General features: G+C 68.9%; 19 protein-coding genes. 10 read left to right on the top strand and 9 right to left on the bottom strand.

Going from position 1 to position 16,153, the window contains the following annotated elements; translation table 11 throughout:
- Positions 1–28 precede the first annotated feature (28 nt).
- Positions 29–655, bottom strand: coding sequence for an HAD-IA family hydrolase (locus ACYVKA_RS08045; protein WP_460704422.1), 627 nt, complete (start codon positions 653–655; stop codon positions 29–31).
- Between the two features lie 66 nt (positions 656–721).
- Here ACYVKA_RS08045 and dapE point away from each other — a divergent pair, with 66 nt between their 5' ends.
- Genes dapE through ACYVKA_RS08025 form a run of 4 tightly spaced genes read left to right on the top strand, consistent with a single transcriptional unit; the run spans position 722 to position 3,180 of the window.
- Positions 722–1,837, top strand: a complete 1,116-nt coding sequence (gene dapE / locus ACYVKA_RS08040; protein WP_460704420.1) for a succinyl-diaminopimelate desuccinylase — start codon at positions 722–724, stop codon at positions 1,835–1,837.
- Positions 1,834–2,607, top strand: a complete 774-nt coding sequence (locus tag ACYVKA_RS08035) for an LOG family protein (RefSeq protein WP_460704418.1) — start codon at positions 1,834–1,836, stop codon at positions 2,605–2,607. Before dapE ends, ACYVKA_RS08035 begins: the two co-directional genes overlap by 4 nt.
- A 29-nt stretch (positions 2,608–2,636) precedes the next feature.
- Positions 2,637–2,978 carry a DivIVA domain-containing protein gene (locus ACYVKA_RS08030; protein ID WP_460704416.1) on the top strand — a complete coding sequence of 114 codons (342 nt, stop codon included), beginning with the start codon at positions 2,637–2,639 and terminating at the stop codon, positions 2,976–2,978.
- A 34-nt stretch (positions 2,979–3,012) separates the two neighbouring features.
- Complete coding sequence (locus ACYVKA_RS08025) at positions 3,013–3,180, top strand: DUF3117 domain-containing protein (protein WP_394274756.1); 168 nt, start codon at positions 3,013–3,015, stop codon at positions 3,178–3,180.
- A 95-nt stretch (positions 3,181–3,275) separates the two neighbouring features.
- Here ACYVKA_RS08025 and glgA read toward each other — a convergent pair whose 3' ends face one another.
- The gene (gene glgA, locus ACYVKA_RS08020) at positions 3,276–4,487 is read right to left on the bottom strand and encodes a glycogen synthase (RefSeq protein ID WP_460704414.1); all 1,212 of its coding nucleotides are present in this window, start codon (positions 4,485–4,487) and stop codon (positions 3,276–3,278) included.
- 152 nt (positions 4,488–4,639) lie between these two features.
- Between glgA and glgC the strand changes: the two genes are divergently transcribed.
- Positions 4,640–5,872 carry a glucose-1-phosphate adenylyltransferase gene (glgC, locus tag ACYVKA_RS08015; RefSeq protein ID WP_460704412.1) on the top strand — a complete coding sequence of 411 codons (1,233 nt, stop codon included), beginning with the start codon at positions 4,640–4,642 and terminating at the stop codon, positions 5,870–5,872.
- Between the two features lie 173 nt (positions 5,873–6,045).
- Here glgC and ACYVKA_RS08010 read toward each other — a convergent pair whose 3' ends face one another.
- The 4 genes from ACYVKA_RS08010 to ACYVKA_RS07995 form a co-directional block, all read right to left on the bottom strand.
- Positions 6,046–7,632, bottom strand: coding sequence for a hypothetical protein (locus ACYVKA_RS08010; protein ID WP_460704410.1), 1,587 nt, complete (start codon positions 7,630–7,632; stop codon positions 6,046–6,048).
- 71 nt (positions 7,633–7,703) lie between these two features.
- On the bottom strand, positions 7,704–8,405 hold the full coding sequence (locus ACYVKA_RS08005) for an ATP-binding cassette domain-containing protein (RefSeq protein WP_460704408.1): 702 nt from the start codon (positions 8,403–8,405) through the stop codon (positions 7,704–7,706).
- Positions 8,406–8,496: 91 nt separating this feature from the next.
- Positions 8,497–8,787, bottom strand: a complete 291-nt coding sequence (locus ACYVKA_RS08000; RefSeq protein ID WP_460704406.1) for a hypothetical protein — start codon at positions 8,785–8,787, stop codon at positions 8,497–8,499.
- A 108-nt stretch (positions 8,788–8,895) separates the two neighbouring features.
- Positions 8,896–9,567: an O-methyltransferase gene (locus ACYVKA_RS07995; protein WP_460704404.1), complete on the bottom strand. Its 672-nt coding sequence runs from the start codon at positions 9,565–9,567 to the stop codon at positions 8,896–8,898.
- A 76-nt stretch (positions 9,568–9,643) separates the two neighbouring features.
- Between ACYVKA_RS07995 and ACYVKA_RS07990 the strand changes: the two genes are divergently transcribed.
- From ACYVKA_RS07990 to ACYVKA_RS07970, 5 genes are all read left to right on the top strand, one after another.
- Complete coding sequence (locus ACYVKA_RS07990) at positions 9,644–9,865, top strand: biotin/lipoyl-binding carrier protein (protein WP_460704402.1); 222 nt, start codon at positions 9,644–9,646, stop codon at positions 9,863–9,865.
- 3 nt (positions 9,866–9,868) lie between these two features.
- Positions 9,869–10,759, top strand: coding sequence for a 4-hydroxy-tetrahydrodipicolinate synthase (dapA, locus tag ACYVKA_RS07985; protein ID WP_394276956.1), 891 nt, complete (start codon positions 9,869–9,871; stop codon positions 10,757–10,759).
- A gap of 59 nt (positions 10,760–10,818) precedes the next feature.
- Positions 10,819–11,451 (top strand): RNA polymerase sigma factor SigE, encoded by a 633-nt coding sequence (sigE, locus tag ACYVKA_RS07980; RefSeq protein ID WP_460704400.1) that lies wholly within the window; start codon positions 10,819–10,821, stop codon positions 11,449–11,451.
- Positions 11,452–11,453: 2 nt separating this feature from the next.
- On the top strand, positions 11,454–12,407 hold the full coding sequence (locus ACYVKA_RS07975) for an anti-sigma factor family protein (protein ID WP_460704398.1): 954 nt from the start codon (positions 11,454–11,456) through the stop codon (positions 12,405–12,407).
- 91 nt (positions 12,408–12,498) lie between these two features.
- Positions 12,499–12,885, top strand: coding sequence for a sec-independent translocase (locus ACYVKA_RS07970; RefSeq protein WP_460704903.1), 387 nt, complete (start codon positions 12,499–12,501; stop codon positions 12,883–12,885).
- 67 nt (positions 12,886–12,952) lie between these two features.
- Here the strand turns inward: ACYVKA_RS07970 and ACYVKA_RS07965 are convergent, their stop codons facing one another.
- The 3 genes from ACYVKA_RS07965 to ACYVKA_RS07955 all read right to left on the bottom strand — a co-directional run bounded on the left by ACYVKA_RS07965 (position 12,953) and on the right by ACYVKA_RS07955 (position 16,067).
- The gene (locus tag ACYVKA_RS07965; RefSeq protein ID WP_394276959.1) at positions 12,953–14,107 is read right to left on the bottom strand and encodes an Mrp/NBP35 family ATP-binding protein; all 1,155 of its coding nucleotides are present in this window, start codon (positions 14,105–14,107) and stop codon (positions 12,953–12,955) included.
- A gap of 42 nt (positions 14,108–14,149) precedes the next feature.
- A complete protein-coding gene (locus ACYVKA_RS07960; protein WP_394276964.1) occupies positions 14,150–14,701 on the bottom strand; it encodes a DUF1003 domain-containing protein in 552 nt (183 codons plus the stop codon).
- A gap of 94 nt (positions 14,702–14,795) precedes the next feature.
- Entirely contained in the window at positions 14,796–16,067 is a 1,272-nt protein-coding gene (locus ACYVKA_RS07955) for a magnesium transporter MgtE N-terminal domain-containing protein (protein ID WP_460704396.1), read from the bottom strand.
- Positions 16,068–16,153 lie beyond the last annotated feature (86 nt).

Here is a 16,153-nt window from a genome sequence, read left to right as displayed (position 1 = left end):
GCGCCTGGCGGCGGCCTGTGCGGCGCGCTCAATCGAGCCCGAGCAGTCCCGCCAGCTCCTCGAGCCGCGAGACCTGGTGCTCCGCGTCGTCGTCGACGGGCATCTCGGGATCCTCCAGCACCACCGCATGCATCCCGGCCCGGTGGGCGGCCTCCGCGTCGATCGGACGGTCACCGACCGCCAGGCACTCGGCCACGTCGAGCCCGTGGCGCTCCAGCAGCACCCGGTACATCTCGGGATCGGGCTTGCGCGGGTGCCCGTCAGTGGTCGAGACCAGGTCGTCGACCTCGAGGCCCAGCCCCTGGACCAGGTCGGTCGCGCTGGCCCGGTCGCGATGGGTCACCACCAGGTTGAGCCCACCCGCGGCATGCACCCGCGCCATCAGCTCGTGGGCGCCGGGCATTGCCGGGGCAGGATCGGTCTCCCACCGCTTCTTGAGTGCCGCATTGGCCTGCTCGAACCGCTCTGGCGCGATGTCGTAGCGTTGCGACAGGGTGCGCACCGCCTCGCCCGTCGAGCGACGCGTCAGCCGGGCGACCTCGATCAGTTCCACCTGGTGCCCGTGCTCGCGCACCACGGCGGCGAAGGCGTCGTCGAGGGCGGGATAGGTGTCCACCAGCGTGCCGCCGAGGTCCCAGAACAGGTGCCGGTACATGCGACCAAGACTAGGGCCCCACTCGGCCCCTGCCCGTGCTTGCCAGCCCCCACTAGGCTCACGGGCATGACCCTGGATCTCTCCCGGCCCCTGCCCGAGCTGCTGCAGGCCATCGTCGACATCGAGTCGGTCAGCGGCAACGAGGCCGAACTGGCCGATGCGGTGGAGAGCGCCCTGCGTGCCCAGCCCCACCTGCAGGTGGCGCGGATCGGCAACAATGTCGTGGCCCGCACCCAGCTGGGCCGCGACCAGCGGGTCGTGGTGGCCGGACACCTCGACACCGTGCCGGTGGCCGGCAACCTGCCCAGCCAGCGCGCCGTCATCGACGGCCAGGAGCGCATCGTCGGCCGCGGCACCTGTGACATGAAGGGCGGGGTGGCCGTCGCCCTGCAACTGGCGGCCGAGCTCGACGAGCCGCGGCACGACCTCACCTGGGTCTTCTACGAGAACGAGGAGGTCGCGGCACCGCTCAACGGTCTGGGCATCGTCGCCGACGCCCAGCCAGACCTGCTCCGGGGCGACTTCGCGATCCTGATGGAACCCACCAGTGCACTGGTCGAGGGTGGCTGCCAGGGGACCCTGCGCTTCTGGATCACCACCCACGGCACCGCCGCCCACAGTGCCCGCGGCTGGATGGGGCACAACGCCATCCACGACCTGCGCGAGGTGCTGGAGCGCATCGCCGGCTTCGAGCAGCGCGAGATCGACGTCGAGGGCCTCACCTACCGCGAGGGACTCAATGCCGTGCAGGTCGAGGGGGGAGTGGCCGGCAATGTTGTCCCCGACAGCTGCCGGGTCCACATCAACTACCGCTTCGCGCCCGACAAGAGCCTGGCCGAGGCCCAGGCGCTGATGACCGACCTGTTCGAGGGCCACGAGCTGGACTGGGTCGACCTGTCCCCGGCGGCGCGCCCCGGGCTGCACCTGCCCGCCGCCAAGGAGTTCCTGGCCGCCGTCGGGGGCGAGCCGGGCCCCAAGTACGGCTGGACCGACGTGGCGCGTTTCAGCGAGCTGGGCGTGCCCGCCGTGAACTTCGGCCCGGCCGATCCCAACAAGGCCCACACCGACGACGAGTTCTGCCCCGTCGAGGACCTCGAGACCTGTGCCGCGGCGCTGCGCCGCTGGCTCGCACCCCTGCCCGCCGCCCAGCCGGCACCGTCCACCACCCAGGAGGAGCAGTGAGTCCCCATCGTGTGAAGCACCCCGTCGACAATGCTCCCGGCCCCGGCGGGGAGCGCATCCAGGGTGCCGTGGTGCGTCGCGGAGACCAGCACGCCGGCGCCACCACCGACGAGCGGCTGCTCGCCGACCAGACCGAGGGCTGGCGCCACACCGATCCGTGGCGGATCATGCGCATCCAGTCGGAATTCGTCGAGGGCTTCGACGCCCTGGCCGAGATCGGCCCGGCGGTCAGCATCTTCGGATCGGCCCGCACCAGCCCCGCCCACCCCATGTACCAGGCGGCCGAGCGCCTCGGTGCGGAGCTGACCCGCCGGGGGCGTGCCGTGGTCACCGGTGGTGGGCCCGGCATCATGGAGGCCGCCAATCGGGGTGCCGACCTGGCCGGCGGTGTCTCGGTGGGGCTGGGCATCGAACTGCCCTACGAGGCCAGCATGAACCGCCACGTGAACCTGGGGATCAACTTCCGCTACTTCTTCGCCCGCAAGGTGATGTTCCTCAAGTACGCCCAGGGCTTCATCGTGATGCCGGGCGGCTTCGGCACCTTCGACGAGCTCTTCGAGGCCCTGACCCTTTCCCAGACCGGCAAGGTGCGCCACTTCCCCGTGGTGCTCTTCGGTCGTGACTACTGGGGAGGCCTGGTCGACTGGCTGCGGGAACGCGCGCTGGCCGACGGCTACCTTGCCCCGGCCGACCTGGACATGTTCCTGGTCACCGACGACGAGCAGGAGGCGCTGCGACACATCCTGGGCGAGGGCGCCGAGCGCGCCTGAGCCCAGCCGGCCATGACACCATGGATGCCATGGTCTGGTTCCTGGTGGCAGTGGTGGTGCTCATCCTCGGCGCGACGGCCGTCGTCGCCTCTGGACGGTGGGGCCAGATGCCTGCACTGGATGACGAGCGCCTGGTCGACGACCTGCCCACCGGGCCCCTGGGGGCCGAGGACCTGCGCGAGGTCCGCTTCGCCGTGGTGCCGCGCGGCTATTCGATGGCCGAGGTGGACCGCCTGTTGGCCCGGGTGGCCGACCAGCTCGACGAGCAGCCGGTGCAGCGGCCCGTCACGGCCGTGGCAGACGTCGAGGAGGAGCTCGTCAGCCGGCCACGCAGGGTCGGAATGGGGAATGACGCGCCCGATGCGGAATAATGGGAACAAAACGTCGAGGAGATGAGGAAGCGCAATGGCTGCAATGAAGCCCCGCACTGGTGATGGTCCCATGGAGGTCACCAAGGAAGGCCGTGGCATCGTGATGCGTGTTCCGGTTGACGGCGGAGGCCGTCTGGTGGTCGAACTCAACGCAACCGAGGCCGGTGACCTGCTCAAGTGCCTGCAGGAGATCGTCGGCTGACCACGGCCAACGACGGTCCGCGGTGGCGCCGCAGGCGTCCCCAAACGGCGTGCCATCCCCGGCAGGGGAGGGCACGCCGTTGGCCTGTGCGGGCCTCAGGCGGGGGGCGCCGACGTGCTGCGCGCGGCGTGGCGCTCGATGGCGGCGCGGTAGACCTCGACGGTCTGCTGGGCGATGGTCCGCCAGCTGAAGTGGTCGATGCAGCGCTGGCGGCCGGCCTGGCCGAAACGGCGGACCAGCTCCGGATCGCGGGTCAGCTCGTTGATCCGCTCGGCGAAGGTCTTCTCGAAGGTGGCGATGAAGTCCTCGTCGCCGGCCCTGGCCGGGTCATAGTCCACCAAGTATCCGGTCTCGCCGTCGACGACCACCTCGGGGATGCCGCCCACGGCGCTGGCGACGACGGCGGTCTCGGTGGCCATCGCCTCGAGGTTCACGATGCCCAGCGGCTCGTAGATCGACGGGCAGGCGAAGACGGTGGCATTGCTCATCACCTGGCGCACACTGGCGCGGGGCAACATCTCCTGCACCCACACCACGCCGCCGCCGCGGCTCTGCTTGACCTCGGCGAAGGCGAGGTTGAACTCCTCGGCAATCTCGGGGGTGTCCGGGGCGCCGGCCAGCAGGATCACCTGGGTCTCGGGGTCCAGGTGCTTGGCCGCCCGCACCAGGTGCACCAGCCCCTTCTGCCGGGTGATGCGCCCGACGAAGACCACCGACGGCTTGCCGGGGTCCATGCCGATCTGCTCGCACACGTCGGTGCCGTGGTCGGGCTTGAACTCCTCGGGGTCGATGCCGTTGAGCACGACGTGGATCTTGTCGGCCTCCAGCTGCGGGTAGGACTTGAGGATGCCCTTCTTCATGCCCTCGCTCACCGCGATGACCGCGTCGGCGCCCTCATAGGCGGTGCGCTCGGCCCAGGAGCTCAGGGCGTAGCCGCCGCCGAGCTGCTCGGCCTTCCACGGCCGGTCCGGCTCCAGCGAGTGCGCACTGACCACGTGTGGGCGGTCGAGGAAGAGCCCCGCCAGGTGGCCGGCCAGGTTGGCATACCAGGTGTGGGAGTGCACCACGTCGGTGGCGGGATCGATCGCGTCGACCATCGACAGGTCGGCACCGAAGACGCGCAGGGCCGCATTGGCGCCGGGCGGGAAGTTCTCCTGGTGGGCGGTGGCGCCGTCGCGGGGCTCGCCCATGCACTGGACGTCGACGTCGACGAACCTGCGCAGCTGGGGGACGAGCTGGGCGACGTGCACCCCAGCACCCCCGTAGATCGAGGGTGGGTATTCGCGGGTGAGGATGGATACACGCATGAGCTGAGAATGGCACAGGGGTGGTGCCACCACAATGCCCGGGCCGGCAACTGACCGCGGTGGGGAACACTTGGTGACATCGATCCGAAAGCACGGGATCAAGTGATGGACATGCCTTGTCAGTGGACCTTGCCGAGCCATAGGTTCATGGCATGTCCACAAGACCAAAGGTGCTCTCCATGGTCCTCGCCGGTGGCGAGGGCAAGCGACTCATGCCGCTGACCGCAGACCGCGCGAAGCCGGCCGTCCCCTTCGGGGGAACCTACCGCCTGATCGACTTCGTGCTGTCGAACCTCGCCAACTCCGAGCTTCGCCAGATCTGCGTGCTGACGCAGTACAAGTCGCACTCGCTCGACCGTCACATCTCTCTCACCTGGCGGATGTCGACGATGCTCGGCAACTACGTGACCCCGGTGCCCGCCCAGCAGCGACTCGGGCCGCAGTGGTACCAGGGCAGTGCCGACGCCATCTACCAGTCGATGAACCTCATCCGTGACGAGGAACCCGACTACATCGTCGTCTTCGGGGCCGACAACATCTACCGGATGGACGTCAGCCAGATGCTGCAGGCGCACATCGACTCCGGGCTGGAGGCGACCGTCGCCGGCATCCGTGTGCCGCGCCACGAGGCCAGCGCCTTTGGGATCATCGACGCCGACGAGAAGGGCAAGATCAAGCAGTTCCTGGAGAAGCCGGGCGACCCGCCCGGCCTGCCCGACTCCCCGGAGGAGTCCTTCGCCTCGATGGGCAACTACATCTTCACCACCAAGGCGCTGGTGGAGGCCCTCGAGTCCGATGCCAAGGACCCCAATGCCGGCCACGACATGGGCGGCGACATCATCCCCGCCTTCGTCGCCAAGGGCGAGGCGCAGGTCTACGACTTCAAGGACAATGTCGTCCCCGGCGCCACCGACGAGGACCGCAGCTACTGGCGTGACGTGGGCACCATCGACGCCTACCACGAGTCCCACATGGACCTGGTCAGCGTCGTGCCGCAGTTCAACCTGTACAACAAGCACTGGCCCATCTGGACCACCCATGTGCAGGCGCCCGGTGCCAAGTTCACGATGCGCGGCAATGCCGAGGACTCGATCGTCTCGCCCGGCTGCATCATCTCGGGCGGCGACGTCGACCGCACGGTGATGAGCCCTGATGTGCACATCGAGAAGTGGGCGCGCGTGGACAGCTCGATCCTGATGAGTGGTGTGCGCATCGGCCGCAATGCCGTGGTGCACAACGCGATCCTCGACAAGAACGTGGTCGTTCCCGACGGGGTGGAGATCGGCGTCAACCACGACCATGACCGTGCGCGCGGCTTCACCGTCAGTGACGGCGGCATCACGGTGGTCGGCAAGGGACTGATCGTTCCCGGCATCGAGTGGTGACCACGCCCCATCGGGCGAGCCCCGAGCACCCGGACGACTGACTGGGCCCGCATCCCCTCGGGGATGCGGCCCCAGTCGCTGTCATGACCGGCGGACGGTTCCGGCCGGCGTGGCCTGCCGTCAGGCCTTGATGGCGGCCAGCAGGCCGGTGCCCACGGCGAGAGGGGCCGCTCCTACCCGCGGCACTCCTCCAGGGCCTGGATGGTCCGTGACATCGTTGGGCTCGCGGTCCAATCGTCTTGGCCCCACAACATCATCAGGTCACCAATGTTCGCGCCAGGGCACCACGCCAAGGTGGAGTAGGTCAGCGACTCCGCAGTGGTTGGTCCAAGTTCGCGAGGCGGCTGCAACCCATGGGACCGTCGCACGGACACTGTTGGATCCATACTGTGCGGCGCACTCACTCCCATAGGGCCGCGGTCGGTGAGCAGGACACGGGTGGGGAGGGCCTCTCGTCGAGGGGCCCTTTGGTAGATGTCGGCCACCGACTGCACGGCGGCGGGCAAGTAGCCGCGCAGCGGCGGAGTCGTGCACACAGTGACATCCAGGTCTGGGACAGGAGAGCAAACCGTACTCGCGTAGCTCGCCGCCCAGATCCGGTCGACATCCTGTACCGGAACACGCGGTGCCGGGATCATTGCGGCCAAAGCCAGCACCATCACCAGAGCGGGGATCCAGATGCCCCGCATGAACCAACCAGCCACGGTCCCGAGCACGCAGAGCAGCCCCGCCTCCAGAAGAACCAAGAGCGTCGGCGTCATTCCGCCCGCGAGCTCGCTCAAGGCCACAGCCACGCCCGACTGAGTGGCGAGCGTTGCGGTGCTCAACAGCGCAAGGGCACCGATCGGCACCCCGAGGGCCGTGGTCGTTGCCATGATGGACCGCCGGCACTCCTGCAGCAGAAGCGACCATCGAGGTCGGACGGAGAGTTGTTGCCAGACGGCCACCCCGGTGCGCCATCGAGTCTGACCGATGACGACACCCACCAGGGCGCCGAGAGGTGCGTGGATGAAAGCTCCTGAGGGCACCTCGTTGCCGAGCAGCAGGCGGGGGCTACCACCCCACTTGCCAACAGACGCAAGCAGTGTCCACGTGCACACGAAGCCGGCGATGACTGTGAGGGGACGGGATCGGCTTACTCGCCCCAACCCTTGTGCCAGAGTGCTGGCAGTGGCCTCGCCATGGATTGTTGTGAGTGATCCGAACCTCGCCAGGGCCGGCCCGTCGTGCACTGCCACACGGGTGCCTGACGTGTGCACCAACATGCCTGCCACCGCCAAGGCTGCGCTCATCGGGATGCTCAAGTTCCATGACCCACTGGAAAAAGGTGGATCCACGGGAGCTCGCAGGAAGCCCACCATGCCGTGCAACGGCCCCGGATACTGCGGCCACGCGAACATCATCGAGGTGAGTGAAGCGGTCAATGGCAATAGCCACAAGGCGGTACTGCCGACCAGCCCGAGACCGATGAGTCCCAGCCCAAGCAAGGCGCAACAGTTGCGCCAGGTGGCCATAGGGCCCAATCCGTCAGCACTGGCGGGCGTGAGAAGCCACGCGCCCAGAGCCGTTGCGCCCAAGGTCAGTGCAAGCAATGCTGCCCGACGCCAGAGCAGAGGGCGTGGAGCGACCACGTCTTGCGAATCCTCGCAGGAAAAAGTGAACAGCAGGGGGAGGGTCATGGCTGTCCCCAGCCAGAGCGGTGCGACATCCACGCCGCCGCCGTCGCTGTTGATTACGAATAGTGCGGCACGGACGGCCACGGCACCAAGGGTGCTGACCGCGAGCGCCTGGGGGAGGTGGTTGTGTCTAATCCACAAGACCACGCCGTGTTTCATCGGCCCACCAGTTCCAGATAGCGATCACGAACTGGTCCCAGCTCACGACTGGTGGCGAACTGGTTGAAGTCATCGGCAAAGAGGAATTCTCCTTGGTCCATCACGGCAAGACTGTCCGCGTGGTGAATCACGTCCTCAACCAAGTGGGTGGACACTATGACCACTGATTGCCGGGCGACTCCTTGGAGAATGCGCGACAGTGCATCCCGCTGGGCCATGTCGAGACCGGCTGAGGGCTCGTCCAGAAGGACCAGGCCCGGGTCGCCCACGAGTGCCGATCCGATCGCCACGCGCCTGCGCATTCCACCGGAGAGCTTGGAGATGCGCTCCGATGCCCGGTCGCTCAGGTCGATCAGCTCCATGACACGCTCGGCTTCGCTCGCTGCAGCTCCATGGGGGATACGGCGCAACCAGCACATATACAGGAGGTGCTCTCTGACGGTGAATGAAGACTTGCCCAAGTTCTCTTGGGGGCAGTAGCCCAGGTGCTGGCGAATCCCCGGACCGGAGTGCCCATCGAACTCGATCAGGCCCGTGCTGACGGGCTGCAGGGTGGCGACGGCCCGGAGAAGTGAACTCTTGCCGGCACCATTTGGGCCCAGGAGGGCGTGCAGCCCCGCATCCAGCCGCCAGCTCACCGCCGACACGGCGATGCGCCGACGATAGGCGATCGTGACGTTGTCAATCCGAAGGGTCATCGTACTCCTCGGTTCCATCAGACGATTGGGGCTAGAATGGTTGCGGGGCATCGGCTGATGGCAGTCGATGCCCCGCTGCCGTCCCGGTCGGTCACCGCGTCTCGAAGGACACCCCATAAGGCTTGCCGGCTAGGCAGCGAACCGAGACGTACTGACCCGGGCGGGCCCACACGGAGGTGCGGTCTGGGGCATTGCTGCAATCCAGACGGATCCGAAAGGTCCCGGAGCCTCGGTCGCAGGTGCCGATCGCGTCGCGGTTGCTCATCTCGTAGTGGCAGCCATAGGGGACGGCCATGGCTGTGCGGGGCGTGACCAGCATTCCGCCGAGTGCGAGGGCGACGGCAGCGGCTCCCGCCCCAACCTTGTGAGTGTTCTTGAACATCCTTGTTCCCCTCGACTGGTTGGAGATGGGCCGCCACATTGCGGCCCATCCCCAGCGTCCCCCCCTGTGCAATTCTGTCAAGGCCTTGCAGACAAGGATTTCTGCCCGTCAGGCCTTGATGGCGGCCAGCAGGCCGTCGCCGAGCGGCAGCAGCAGCGGGGTGAACTCCTCGGTCTCCGCGACGGCCGACAGGGCCTCGCGGATGATCAGCGTCTCGTCGTCGTCATTGGACGGGTCGGCCACCAGGTTCTTCCACAGCGCATTGTTGATCACGACGATGCCGCCGTGGCGCAGCAGGCGCAGCGCCTGGCCGACGTACTCGCCGTATTCCAGCTTGTCGCCGTTGACGAAGACCATGTCGTAGGCGCCGTCGCGCAGCTTGGGCAGCACCTCGAGCGGGATGCCGGCGATCAGGCGGAAGCGGTTGCTGGGGATCTTGGCGCCCTGGAACTCGCGGCGGGCCGCGGCCTGGCGCTCCGGCTCGGGGTCGATGCTGGTGATGATGCCCTCGGAGCCCATGCCCTCGAAGATCGCCAGGCCGGAGACGCCGGTGCCGGTGCCGACCTCGACGACGGCCTTGGCGCCGACCAGGCGGGTCAGGAAGCGCAGCGCGGTGGCGGCGCCATTGCTGATGGTCTCGAGGCCGAGGGCGACGGCCTGCTCACGGGCATCACGCAGGGTCTCGCCGGGGGCGACGAAGTCCTCGGCGAAGCCCAGGGAACGGGCGTCCAGGGCGGCGGAGGAATGCGGTGTCTGGTTGGGCTGGCTCACGCGCCACATCCTATCCAATGGAGCTTTTGCGGCGGGCAAGCCTCAGGTGCAGGTGGAGGGATGCACGGGGCACTAGACTCGGTGCATGAGCCACGCCGTGAATGCCGAGATCGTCGGCAATGTCCTGTCCGTCGAGGTCGCAGTGGGCGATGTGGTCGCCAGCACGCAACCGGTGGTGGTGCTGGAGTCGATGAAGATGGAGATCCCCGTGCTCGCGGAGGTCGAGGGCAAGGTCACCGAGGTGGTCGTGCAGGCCGGTGACGTCGTCCACGACGGCGACCCGCTGGTGATGATCGAGGAGAGCTGAACCATGGATGATCCCCTGATGCCCGTCTTCGGACGAGTCCTGACCGCAATGGTCACCCCGATGGACGCCGACGGCGCGGTGGACATCGCCCGGGCCCGCCAGCTGGCCGCCCGCCTGGTCGACGAACAGTCCAATGACGCGCTGGTCATCAACGGCACCACGGGCGAGTCGCCCACCACCACCGAGCAGGAGAAGGCCGCCCTGGTGGCTGCCGTCGTGGAAGAGGTCGGTGACCGGGCCCAGGTGCTGGCCGGCGTCGGCAGCTCCGACACCCGTCACACCATCGAGCTGGCCCGCCAGGCCGCCGATGCCGGCGCCGACGGCCTGCTGGTCGTCACGCCCTACTACCTGCGTCCTCCCCAGCGGGGCATCCTGCAGCACTTCCTGTCCGTTGCCGATGCCACCGAGCTGCCGCTGATGGCCTATGACATCCCGCACCGGGCGGGCGTGCCCATCGAGGAGCAGACCCTGCTGGCCATGGCCGAGCACCCCCGGATCGTCGCCGTCAAGGACGCCAAGGGCGACCTGGCCTCCAGTTCCAGGGTGATCGCCGGCTCCACGCTGGCCTACTACTCGGGCGATGACGCGATGACGCTTCCCCTGCTCGCAGTGGGCGGCGTGGGCGTCGTGGGCACCTCCACCCACTTCACCGGCACCCGTACCCGCGAGATGGTCGCGGCCTTCGTCTCCGGCGACGTGGAGCGTGCGCTGGCCCTGCACCAGTCGCTGCTGGGCGTCTACTGCGGTGTCTTCGCCACCCAGGGCGTGATGCTGGTCAAGGCCGGCCTGGCCCACCAGGGCTTCGACGTCGGTGGCGTGCGCGCCCCGCTGCCGCAGCCCACCGAGGACGAGGTGCGGACCTTCGCCGCCCTGCTGGACGCCGCAGACCTGTGACGCGCCACGGGAACGATCGGCGCTGGCCGATCGTTGCCCCGTGTGACGAGAGGATGTCGATGTTTCGCAAGACGCGCCAGGCCCCCCTCGAGGAGCGGCCCGCTGCTGCCCCCGTGCAGTGGACCCCGCCCACCTGGGAAGAGCTGGTCCGCGACCACTCCGACCAGGTCTACCGGCTGGCGCTGCGCCTGACCGGCAACCTGCATGATGCCGAGGACCTCACCCAGGACGTCTTCGTGCGCGTCTTCCGCTCCATCAGCTCCTTCACCCCCGGGACGCTGGAGGGCTGGATCCACCGCATCACCACCAACCTCTTCCTGGACCAGGCCCGTCGCCGCCAGAAGATCCGCATGCAGCCGATGGCCGAGGCCAGCGAGCTCGTGGCGGGTGAACTGGCCTCCCCGGGCCAGATCTACGACGACGCCAGCATGGACGCCGATGTCACCGCCGCCCTGGCCGCCCTCGCACCCGAGTACCGGGTCTGCGTCGTGCTGTGCGACATCGAGGGCCTCAGCTACGAGGAGATCGCGCAGGTGCTCGACGTGAAGCTCGGCACCGTGCGCAGCCGGATCAGCCGAGGGCGCGCCCAACTGCGCGTCGCCCTGGCCCACCGTCGCCCCACCGCCGACCGGGAGCGCTACCTGGGCGTCGACCGTGCCCATGACGAACTGCTCGGGGCTGGCCAGGGGTGAGCATGATCAGGGGGATCAGGTTCCACGACGAGCTCGACTGCCGCCGGGCCCGTCGCCAGCTGGCCGCCTATGCCGACCAGGCGCTGGGGACCGGTGAGCGCGAAGCGGTCGCCGGTCACCTCGTGGGCTGTGAGCAGTGTCGCAGCGAGCTCGCCGAGATGACCCAGACTCGTGCCCTGCTGGGGATCGCGGCCCGCAGTTCCGGTCCCGCGTCCGCCCCGAGCGGGCTGGCCGACCGGCTGGTGGCCATTGCCGGTGAGCAGGCCACGGACCAGCTGTGGTTGCGCCCCGAGGGCGACGGCCAGCTGCCGAGCCGCCGTCGCCAGGTGCGCCAGCGGGTGCTGATGGGGGCCGCGGCCGCCAGCCTGGGCGTCGCGGGGGCGGTGGGGGCCGCCATGCTCTCGGCGCCGGAGCTCACCGGGATCTCCGATCCGGACGCCTCGCGGGTGGCGAGCCTGGGGCTGCCGCACGTCGAGAGCGCGGCCCACCGGGCCGTGCTGGACGAGATGGCGGCGGGGTGGACATCGGTGGACATCGAGGAGATGCCCGCGGTCTTCACGGCCCAGACAGCCCTGGTCGGCTCGCCCGGCGCAGAGGACCACGCACCGTGCCCGCCGCGCGCCGACTGCCCCGAGCAACTGGCCGGCCTGCCCCTGGTGCTGCGCGAGCACCTGGACGACCAGCCCACCACGATCCGCAGCACCTTCGCCGACCGTCGAGAGGCGCTGGTCCTGGTGCAGCAGCGCGGGGTGCTGGTGGCCGAGGCGGGACGCCAGGGCTGCGACCACCTGTGGCAGTCGGGCCAGTGGGTCCACTGCCTGGTGCTGGCCCACGGCGACGAGGCCCTTGCGGTGCAGGCAGAACAGGAACTGCCCCGCCAGGCCCCGGTCACCGGCGACATCGATGACCAGCTGGTGCTGGGCCTGCGCAGTCTGGTGGGGGAACGTGGCCGCTGAGCGCGGCAGCCAGCGCCCGTCGCTTTTTCGTGACCGACTTGCGGCTCGCTAGGCTGGCGGCGTGAACAACATCGGCCTCCCCGAAGTTCTGATGGTGGTGATCCTCGCCGTCATCATGTTCGGGCCGGAGAAGATCCCGGAGCTGACCCGCAAGGCCGCCCGGGTGGTCTTCTTCCTGCGGGGCATCGCCAACAACGCCCAGGACCAGCTGCGTGCCGAGCTCGGCCCCGAGTACGCCAACCTGGACATCCGCGACCTCAACCCCAAGACCTTCGTGCAGAAGCACCTGCTGGAGGACCTGCAGGGCGACATCGACGAGATCCGCTCCGACCTGTCCGAAGTGCGCAGCGATCTGGACGGCAACATCAAGGACGCCCAGATGATGGGCGAGGACCTGCGCCACGAGTTCGAGGCCAGCCGCCACGAGGAGGTGGCCTCCGGCGAGGTCCCCACGCCGGTCGACCTCGAGGCCACCTAGACCGGACCGAGCCTGTCGAGTGCTCCTCGACAGGCTCGGTCCCCGTCCGGGCTGTCCCGGAGCGCGATCAGGCGGGGCTGACGCCCAGGTGCATGCCCGACAGGCCGCGCTTGCGGCCGGCGATCGTCTGCGCCAGCGCCATCAGGGCCTTCGCCGAGGGGGCCTCGGGATCGTTCAGGACGATCGGGGCGCCGGAGTCGCCACCCTCGCGCAGCTGCTGCTCGATCGGGATCTGGGCCAGCAGCGGCACCTCGTAGCCCAGGCGCTCGCTGAGCGCGTCGGCCGCCTTCTGGCCACCGCCGGTGCCGAACAGGTCGACGCGGAAGGTGTGGCCGTCGCTGGGGCTGGTGACCTCCAGGTGGCTCATGTTCTCCACCACGCCGATCACCTTCTGCTGCATGATCGCGGCCATCGTGCCGGCCCGCTCGGCCACCTCGCTGGCAGCCTGCTGCGGGGTGGTGACCACGACCACCTCGGAATTGGGGATCTTCTGGCCCAGGCTCATCGCCACGTCGCCGGTGCCGGGCGGCAGGTCGAGGATGAGGAAGTCCAGGTCGCCCCAGTAGACATCGGCCAGCAGCTGGGTCAGCGCACGGTCCAGGATCGGGCCGCGCCAGGCGATGACGGCCTCGCGGTCTGGCTTGAGCATGCCGACGCTGATCACCTTCATGCCCATGCTGGGCACGGGCATGATCATGTCCTCCACCGGGGTGGGGCGGGCCTCGCCCAGGCCCAGCATGTCGGGCACGGAGTGGCCGTAGATGTCGGCGTCGAGGATGCCGACACTCTTGCCCAGGCTCGCCAGGGCAGCGGCCAGGTTCACCGTCACGGAACTCTTGCCGACGCCGCCCTTGCCGGAGGCCACGGCGATCACCTGGGTGAGGTTGCCGGGCTGGGCGAAGGGGATCTGGCGCTCGGGCTGGCCGCCGCGCAGCATCGTCTTGAGGGCTGCACGCTGCTCGTCGTCCATCACGCCGAGCTCCACCGAGACCGACTTCACGCCCTCGACGGCGCCGACCGCCCTGGTCACGTCGGCATTGATGGTGTTCTGCAGGGGGCATCCCTGGATGGTGAGCAGGACGCGGATGCGCACATTTCCTGCCTCGTCACAGGTCACCTCGTCGACCATGCCCAGTTCGGTGATCGGGCGGTGGATCTCGGGATCGTCAACGGTGTGCAGCGCCGCGCGCACCTGGCCGAGCAGCGGGTTCTCGTCAGTCATGGGTTCGAGTCTTTTCCTTGGCCGACTCCTTTGCAAATCGTCTCAGGACTCGCGGCCGTCCCGGCGCTCACGCCCCTTGCCCTCACGGGAGCGGTTCTCGCGGGTGCGGTTCTCGCGCAGCCACGACCGGCGCCCGTCGTCATCGCCCTCGACGGGCTCCTCGGACTCCAGCTCGGCCAGCAACTCGCGCAGGCTGGAGCGCAGCTCGCCACGGATGTAGTCGCGGGTGGCCATCTCACCGACATTCATCCGCAGCGAGGCGATCTCGCGGGCCAGGAAGTCCATGTCGGCACGGCTCTGCGCGGCGACGCGGCGGTCCTCCTCCATCGTCACCCGGTCGCGGGCCTCCTGGCGGTTCTGCGCCAGCAGGATCAGCGGCGCCGAATAGGAGGCCTGGGTGGAGAAGAACAGGTTGAGCAGGATGAACGGATAGGGGTCCCACTTGTGGTGCCAGATGCTCACCACGTTGAGGGCCACCCAGGTGATCACCACCACCGTCATCCAGACCAGGAACTTGGCGGTGCCCATGAAGCGGGCCACCCACTCGGCGAAGCGGCCGAAGGAGTCGGGGTCGAGCTCCACCTTGGGCAGCAGCGAGCGCCTGCGCTCACCGGGGGTGTTGAGCCGTTCGCGCTGGGTGCCGGCGCCACGCTCGCGCTGCCCGGAGCCATGGGGACGTTCGCGCTGCTCAGGCACGGCTCTCCTCGTCCTCCCCGTCCATCTGCGTGCCACGCCAGTCCTCGGGCAGCATGTGGTCCACCAGGTCGTCCACCGCGACGGCGCCGACCAGCTGGTTCTCGTCATTGACCACCGGCGCCACCACCAGGTTGTAGGTGGCGAAGTAGCGGCTCACCTCGGCCAGGCCACTGTGCGGGCCCAGCGGCTCGAGGCTGTCGTCCACCATGCCAGAGACCATCAGCGAGGGGGCCTCGCGCAGCAGCCGCTGGGTGTGCACCATGCCCAGGAAGCGGCCGCTGGGAGTGTCCAGCGGGGGACGGCAGATGAAGACCATCGACGCCAGGGCGGGGGTGAGCTCCTCGTCGCGCACCCGCGCCAGCGCCTCGGCGACGGTTGCGTCGGGGCCCAGGACGACCGGCTCGGGGGTCATCATGCCGCCGGCGGTCAGGTCGGCGTAGATCATCAGGCCGCGCACGTCGGCGGCCTCTTCGGGCTCCATGCGCTGCAGCAGGTCCTCGGCCATCTCGGCCGGCAGTTCCTTGATCAGGTCGGCGGCGTCGTCGGGGTTCATCTCCTCGAGGATGTCGGCGGCACGCTCGTGGTCCAGGGCACTGAGCACCTCGACCTGCTCGTCCTCGGGCAACTCCTCCAGGGCATCGGCCAGCTGGTCGTCGTCCAGCGCCTCGATCACCTCGGCACGCCGGTCGGCACTCATGTCGTGCAGCTCACGCGCGACGTCGGCAGGACGCATGTCGGCCATCTGGGCCAGCAGGTGGTCATTGACCTGCTTCGAGTTCAGCACCAGGTTGGGGATCTCGCGCCACTCGACGATCGTGGTGGCGCCCCGCTTGCCCAGGGCGAAGCGCCCGGCGGCGGGCAGCTCACGCAGGGCCACGTCGTCCACCTCCCACTCGCGGGCGCGGGTGGGGCGCATCGAGACGTCGTAGATGGCGGCGCGTCGTCCCTCAGGCCGGGGCACGGCGCGATCGAAGAGTTCGTCGATGACCAGCGTCTCGGCCTCGCGCTTGCTGAAGCGGCGGGTGTCGACCTGCCCCTCGATCACCACCTGGCTTGCGTCGATGGCGTGCACGCGCACCATCGGCACGAAGATCCTGCGGCGGGCGAAGAGTTCCACCACCAGGCCCTTGACGCGCGGGGCACGGCCCTGGGTGCGCAGCTGGATGACCACGTCGCGCACCCGGCCGGTCTGGTCGCCGCGGGCGTCGAGCACCGGCAGGCCGCGGATGCGCGAGATGAACACGGCTGACGACGAGACACTCACGTCCCCAATCTACCGGGCTGACAAGCGGGGGCAGGACCCCGCGCCCAGGGGTGTGGGGCCGCGGCCGCAGGCTGGCTTGGATGGGA

This window comes from Luteococcus sediminum, assembly GCF_054783495.1.
This window is presented reverse-complemented; position numbering and strand designations above follow the sequence as displayed.